The organism is uncultured Dokdonia sp., from assembly GCF_937910895.1.
Classification (GTDB): Bacteria; Bacteroidota; Bacteroidia; order Flavobacteriales; family Flavobacteriaceae; genus Dokdonia.
In genome coordinates, this window is record NZ_CALEMI010000062.1 from 1 (window position 1) to 5722 (window position 5722).

Consider the following 5722-nt stretch of genomic DNA (forward strand, 5'->3'; position numbering starts at 1 on the left):
AACGTGCTCTATCTACCGTGTGATCTGGAATATTATAATCCCATTGAATAGAAAACTCAAAGGAGTCTCCAGACTTTAATACCTGTGGCAAATCTATACGCATCATTGTGAAGTTTATGGTATGCTTCAAAGGCTTTCCGCTTTCAGTAACACTGTTTACATTAAAACCTCCATCAAATCCTTCTGTCATATATGAAGATACAAAAGCACCTGGTTGACTGACAGCTCCTATACCGTCTCCGTTTTTATCTTTAGCTGGGGAGTCTTTTGCTCTTATATTCTGATCTAATTGCACCCATAGATAGGTAAGGTCGTCTGGTGAGTTATTTCTATAAGTAATCGTTTCAAATCCTGTGATACGCTTATTGGCGTCATCTAACTGGATTTTCATTTTATAATCAGCTTCATTTTGATAATATTCATGCCCTGGAGCTCCTGAAGCAGTACGATAGGAGTTTGGAGTAGACATTTCATTATAGAGTTGTCTAAATTTATTTTCATTTTCATGACCTCCTTGGCGCTCTTCTTCTTGAGCATATCCTACAGAAACACATAGAAATAGAATTGCGCATAATGCGTACTTAAAACGAATCATATTTTTTGTTGTGATTTAATTAGAGGTCTAAAATAGCCAAACCTCGACTTTTTTAGAAATCTATTCTGAAAAGTTTAACACAGCTTTGGCATTGCCATCTACCAATAATAGACTTTTCTTTTTTCCAAGAATATCTGTGTGTATCATATTCTTTTGTTCGGTAAATGCATCCATGAGTATGGTATTCTCTATTTCTAGTGTTTGAATGGACAGAATTCCTGTTATTTCAATGTAACAAACTACAAAATCATCATCATATTCTTTTCCGAGATAGGAAAGGGTTTTCTCTTCTCCGTCGACAGTGATTTTAATCTTAGCGTTTAAGTACTTTTTAATATACATATCAAGCGCTTCTTGATCTGCAGTAGCATCTACTGTAACATCTTCACTATAACGCTCACGCAATACTTCTTCCAAATCATCATAAAAGAGACGTGTAATGATTTGTAGCGAGGCTTCTTCTTTATTGTAAGCAATATCGGTTACACTTAAATAATATTTATGTATCATAAAAGATGTACATAAAAACAAACAGGCTACTGATGCGAGTATGACTATTTTCCTCATTTTTTAGGATTGAGTGCGCTTTCGCGAAAGCGTACTGTTAATGAATTAAACCTGAATTACGTAATAGAACTTCGTAATGAGACTTAAAGAAGCAATAAAATATAACGCTTTCTGAGTTTTAGTATAGCACCGCTATGGTTAAACTTAAAAACGTACTATAATGGTATATTTTGAAGCATCTTCAAGTTATAATAGATTTTCTATTGTATAATTTGGGTTAAACAAAAGTATATGATTTTGTTTTCAAAAAATATGCCGTTATTCTTTTTCGCTTTCTTTTAACGCCACATAGGGTTTTGATTTACGCATCATAAATTCCAAAAGTCCGAGTGCGTTGTTTGCATCTACCAGTTCTTTCGCTTTTTTGTCTTCAAAAACGTAGTATACAAAGTCTTCAATAAGTTCTTCTGGTATATTTAAATTTTTCATATAGACCGTATCTGAGATCCGATACCGACTTTCTTGTACTAGTTTTTCAAATCGTGATACTTCTATATGTTTTTTAAGCATTTTAAGTCGCCCCGTAATAGAGTTGATGAGTCCGTCAAGAGGAATACCTGCCCCACTCGTGACCGCCGTATAATACCTTCGTTCTTCTATAGTCCGTTTAGGCGCTGTATTTTCTGGAATGCCGAGTTCTTTTGCAGATACTTCTTTTTTAAATTTAGTTGACCGAATATCTTTATTCAAATCACCCGTAAGATCAATATTACTAATCTCTACAGGAGCTAATTCATTGATTTTAGGAATAAGGTACAACGATATTTTTTTACGGTTAAACATGGTTTGATTGACAACAAACTGTCTAGACTCATATTGAACCGCACTGATGTTAATCGTATCATTTAGGCGTGCTTCAATCGTAAACAAACCATTGGGATCTGTTACGGTTCCCTTCTTTAGAGAAATATTAACAACAGTAAGTTGCGCCTTATCAATGGTATCGTTAAGGACTTGTCCTTCTAGTTGTATAGATTTTTGAGCGTACAACCCTGAGCTTATTAAAAAGAGGCAGGCAATACTAAATTTTATAATTTTATTCATCTTTTTTATTCTTAAGAAGTGCTCTTTCTTTTTGTTTTAAAGCTACGTATTTTTTGGATTTCGTGAGCATATATTCTAATAAATCCATCACATTTTCAGCGTCGTCTTTTCCTTCTATTTTTTTCTCTTCAAAAACAAAAAATACAAAATCTTCAATGAGATTTTCGGGTATATTGAGAGATTTCATATAAAGGGTATCAGAAAATTTTTCACGTGCTTTCTCCACTTTCATTTGAAAGCGCATGACCTCTAGTTGCTTTTTGTAACTTTTAGCTTGTCCGTTTATCGCCATGATTAATGATCCAAATGCCCCAGCTCCTTTTCCACTTGCGCTGTAGACTCTGCGTTCTTCTGGCGTAAATGGGGGATGCGCATTTACAGGTAGTCCAAGACTTGCAGCGGTGATTGTTTTTTCAAGAGGTGTATTTAAAATATCTCTACGCAAGTATCCTGTAAGATCCATATTACTGATTTTGACTTCGTCTAGTTCGTTAATCTTGGGCACTAAATATAAAGACATTGTTTTACGGTCATACATCTTTTGAGTCACTACAAACTGTTTAGAATCATACTGTACAGCACTGATATTAATGGTATCAGAAACACGCACAGGAATTTCAAAAATTCCTGCTTCATTAGTAATCGCTCCTTTTCTAAGCGAGATATTTACCACCGTAAGAGAAGCCTTTTCTATAGAGTCATTAAGCACTTCTCCTCTCAAAACAATCGTTTCTTGAGAAAAGGCAGTAGCACTTAATAATAGAAAAAGAAGTAGTGTTTTATACATAGGTTATTTAGCTATTTCAAAGAAACATTTTCGTATGCCATGAAAAACTTAATACGCCTATAAACTTTTGTTAATTGAAGATGATTAGTTACTTTTAAAAAAATCAAATCCCATGCCTAAAAAATTGATTATAGCGAGTACCTCAACCATACATGGCAGTGGTTATTTAGAATACTTATTACCCGCATTGAAAATTTTGTATGAGACCGCAAGCACTATTATTTTTATACCATACGCACGGCCAGGAGGTATCTCCCATGATCAATACACAGAAATAGCAGCCAAAGCATTTCATAAGATTGGAAAAACAATCATAGGATTACATACATTTAAAAATCCTATAGAAGCCATTGAAAATGCTGAAGGGATATTTACAGGAGGCGGCAATACATTTGTACTCGTACATCAATTATATAAAACAGAAGTTCTCCCAACCCTTAGAAAAAAAATATTTGAAGGCACTCCCTATTTAGGTACGAGTGCAGGCAGTAATATCTGTGGTCTTACGATGCAGACGACTAATGATATGCCTATTGTCTATCCACCTAGTTTTAAAACATTAGGAGTCATCCCTTTTAATATTAATCCGCATTATTTAGATCCTATTACTGGGAGTACACACATGGGAGAAACTCGTGAGATGAGGATTAAAGAGTTTCATGCGTATAATCAAATTCCCGTAGTAGGCTTACGCGAAGGAAGTTGGCTAGACGTTCAAGATAAAACAATTACCCTTAAAGGAGCGCCGACTGCTCGCGTATTTGAAAAAGACAAAAATCCTTATGAAATTGAAGAAGGAAGTGTTTTAGATTTTTAAGGGTACGCTTTCGCGAAAGCACATACTACCATAAAAAAAACCCCATATTTCTATGAGGCTCTTAGAGCGGGAGACCGGGTTCGAACCGGCGACATTCAGCTTGGAAGGCTGACGCTCTACCAACTGAGCTACTCCCGCGTTTTATAATTTTGCATCATAATAAATACAAAATTAAAGGTATTTTCAATATTTTAAAAAACTGCCCACTACTACTTAAGTGGGAGATCACGCTACAAGCGTGACGACATTCAGCTTGGAAGGCTGACACTCTACCAACTGGATTTCTTTGCTGGTTAAGCGGTGGCAAAAATATACATTTTTATCAACTTGCAAAAGTTTATCCCAAATTAATTAGATTAAAGTTTTAGTTCCTGACTTAAATCATTATTATAAAACCATAACAAGAAACGCACTTTCTTTTTTGTTAGGCTACGTTCTACTTTCTTTCTATTTTTAAACCAAAAGATAGCAACCTAGTGAACACTACTATTGTAAAAACCGATAGACTCCTTTTGCGTCCATTCCAGACAGGTGATGGACTTCATTTTTTTCAGATGAATGCCGATCCTAAGGTGATAAAGTATACGGGAGATACTCCTTTTGCAAATCAAGATGCTGCTCATAGATTTATAGAAACTTATGATGCTTACGTAACAACAGGCATTGGTCGTTGGGCAGTCATACGTACATCAGACGATGCTTTTTTAGGATGGTGTGGGTTAAAGTATCATCCTGAGGAACGTGTTGTAGATATTGGATTTCGTTTTTACAGATGTTATTGGGGGCAAGGATATGCTACAGAAAGCGCAAAAGCAGTGATACATTATGCATTTCATACCTTAAAATATCCTTTTTTAGTGGCGCACGCGCACGTAGACAATGCAGCTTCTCATGCGGTTATTAAAAAATGTGAGATGCTTTTTGTAAAAGATTTTGATTATGACGGAATCTCAGCAAAACTATATCGAATAGATAATCCTGAATATACCTTAAAACAAATTACAGCCGAAGAGACTTGGCCTGTTCGTCATCCTGTTCTCCGTAAAGGGAGACCTCTTGAAGATGTCTATATGGAAGCCGATGAAAAACCCTCTACCTTTCACGTAGGTATGTACCATCGTGACACTATTGTAGGAGTGGCATCATTTATGGAAGATGAAAAAGATTATTTTACTGGAAAACAGCATAGATTAAGAGGCATGGCGGTATTACCTGAATATCGTAAAAAAGGAATTGCAGAACTACTATTAAAAAAAGGAGAAAATATGCTTCAAACAAAAGGATGTACCTTACTTTGGTTTAATGCCAGAATTGCAGCTGTTTCTTTTTATAAAAACTTAGGATATGTGACGGTTGGTTCTGAATTTGATATTCCATTGGTAGGTCCGCACTTTTTAATGAAAAAAGAATTGTTATGAATCGTAGAACGTTTACAAAAACTGCGCTTGTAGGAGGTCTTGCCGTTACGCTTCCCTCCGTAGCTTATGCAGCTATTACGGATGCTCAAATTTCAGAAGAGGATTTATTAGGAAAAGGAAAACCCATTTTAACTTCTGGAATCGATTATAAACTCCGCCCAGAAGCCGCTATAGCTTTTGAACAATTAAAAAAAGCCGCTTTAAAAGATAATATTCAAATCAAAGTGATTTCTAGTTATAGAGATTATGCACATCAAAATAGGATTTGGGAACGTAAGTATAACCGCTTTCGCGAAAGCGGACTCTCCCCTACCAATGCTATTCAAAAGATCATAGAATACTCTACCATTCCAGGAACCTCCAGACACCATTGGGGTACTGATATTGATTTAATAGATGGCACGCCAAAGGTAACAGGAGACGTGCTGGTGCCTTCAAAATTTTATGGTACTGGCCCTTTTTGTAAATTTAAAGAATGGATGGATGTTCATGCA

The 5722-nt window shown here is 35.7% G+C and carries 6 protein-coding genes, 1 tRNA gene and 1 pseudogene; 3 read left to right on the forward strand and 5 right to left on the reverse strand.

Features of this window, described 5'->3' with window-relative positions:
• The 4 genes and pseudogenes from Q0505_RS07725 to Q0505_RS07740 all read right to left on the reverse strand — a co-directional run.
• Window positions 1-595: pseudogene (locus tag Q0505_RS07725) on the reverse strand (M1 family peptidase); the annotation flags it as partial.
• Window positions 596-655: 60 nt separating this feature from the next.
• Window positions 656-1105 carry a DUF6702 family protein gene (locus Q0505_RS07730; protein WP_299210949.1) on the reverse strand — a complete coding sequence of 150 codons (450 nt, stop codon included), beginning with the start codon at window positions 1103-1105 and terminating at the stop codon, window positions 656-658.
• Window positions 1106-1420: 315 nt separating this feature from the next.
• Window positions 1421-2206, reverse strand: a complete 786-nt coding sequence (locus Q0505_RS07735) for a hypothetical protein (RefSeq protein ID WP_299210952.1) — start codon at window positions 2204-2206, stop codon at window positions 1421-1423.
• Window positions 2199-2993: a hypothetical protein gene (locus tag Q0505_RS07740; protein WP_299210955.1), complete on the reverse strand. Its 795-nt coding sequence runs from the start codon at window positions 2991-2993 to the stop codon at window positions 2199-2201. Before Q0505_RS07740 ends, Q0505_RS07735 begins: the two co-directional genes overlap by 8 nt.
• A gap of 112 nt (window positions 2994-3105) precedes the next feature.
• Here Q0505_RS07740 and pepE point away from each other — a divergent pair, with 112 nt between their 5' ends.
• On the forward strand, window positions 3106-3810 hold the full coding sequence (gene pepE / locus Q0505_RS07745; RefSeq protein WP_299210958.1) for a dipeptidase PepE: 705 nt from the start codon (window positions 3106-3108) through the stop codon (window positions 3808-3810).
• A gap of 65 nt (window positions 3811-3875) precedes the next feature.
• Here the strand turns inward: pepE and Q0505_RS07750 are convergent.
• Window positions 3876-3948 (reverse strand) — tRNA-Gly (locus tag Q0505_RS07750).
• Between the two features lie 338 nt (window positions 3949-4286).
• Here Q0505_RS07750 and Q0505_RS07755 point away from each other — a divergent pair.
• The gene (locus tag Q0505_RS07755) at window positions 4287-5228 is read left to right on the forward strand and encodes a GNAT family N-acetyltransferase (RefSeq protein WP_299210961.1); all 942 of its coding nucleotides are present in this window, start codon (window positions 4287-4289) and stop codon (window positions 5226-5228) included.
• The coding region (locus Q0505_RS07760; RefSeq protein ID WP_299210965.1) for a M15 family metallopeptidase at window positions 5225-5722 on the forward strand (498 nt) is incomplete at its 3' end. The genes Q0505_RS07755 and Q0505_RS07760, both read left to right, overlap by 4 nt.

Coding starts and splice junctions, on each gene's coding strand:
- Q0505_RS07735 (WP_299210952.1), bottom strand. CDS start 2,206: ATGAATAAAATTATAAAATTTAGTATTGCCTGCCTCTTTTTAATAAGC.
- Q0505_RS07730 (WP_299210949.1), bottom strand. CDS start 1,105: ATGATACATAAATATTATTTAAGTGTAACCGATATTGCTTACAATAAA.
- pepE (WP_299210958.1), top strand. CDS start 3,106: ATGCCTAAAAAATTGATTATAGCGAGTACCTCAACCATACATGGCAGT.
- Q0505_RS07740 (WP_299210955.1), bottom strand. CDS start 2,993: ATGTATAAAACACTACTTCTTTTTCTATTATTAAGTGCTACTGCCTTT.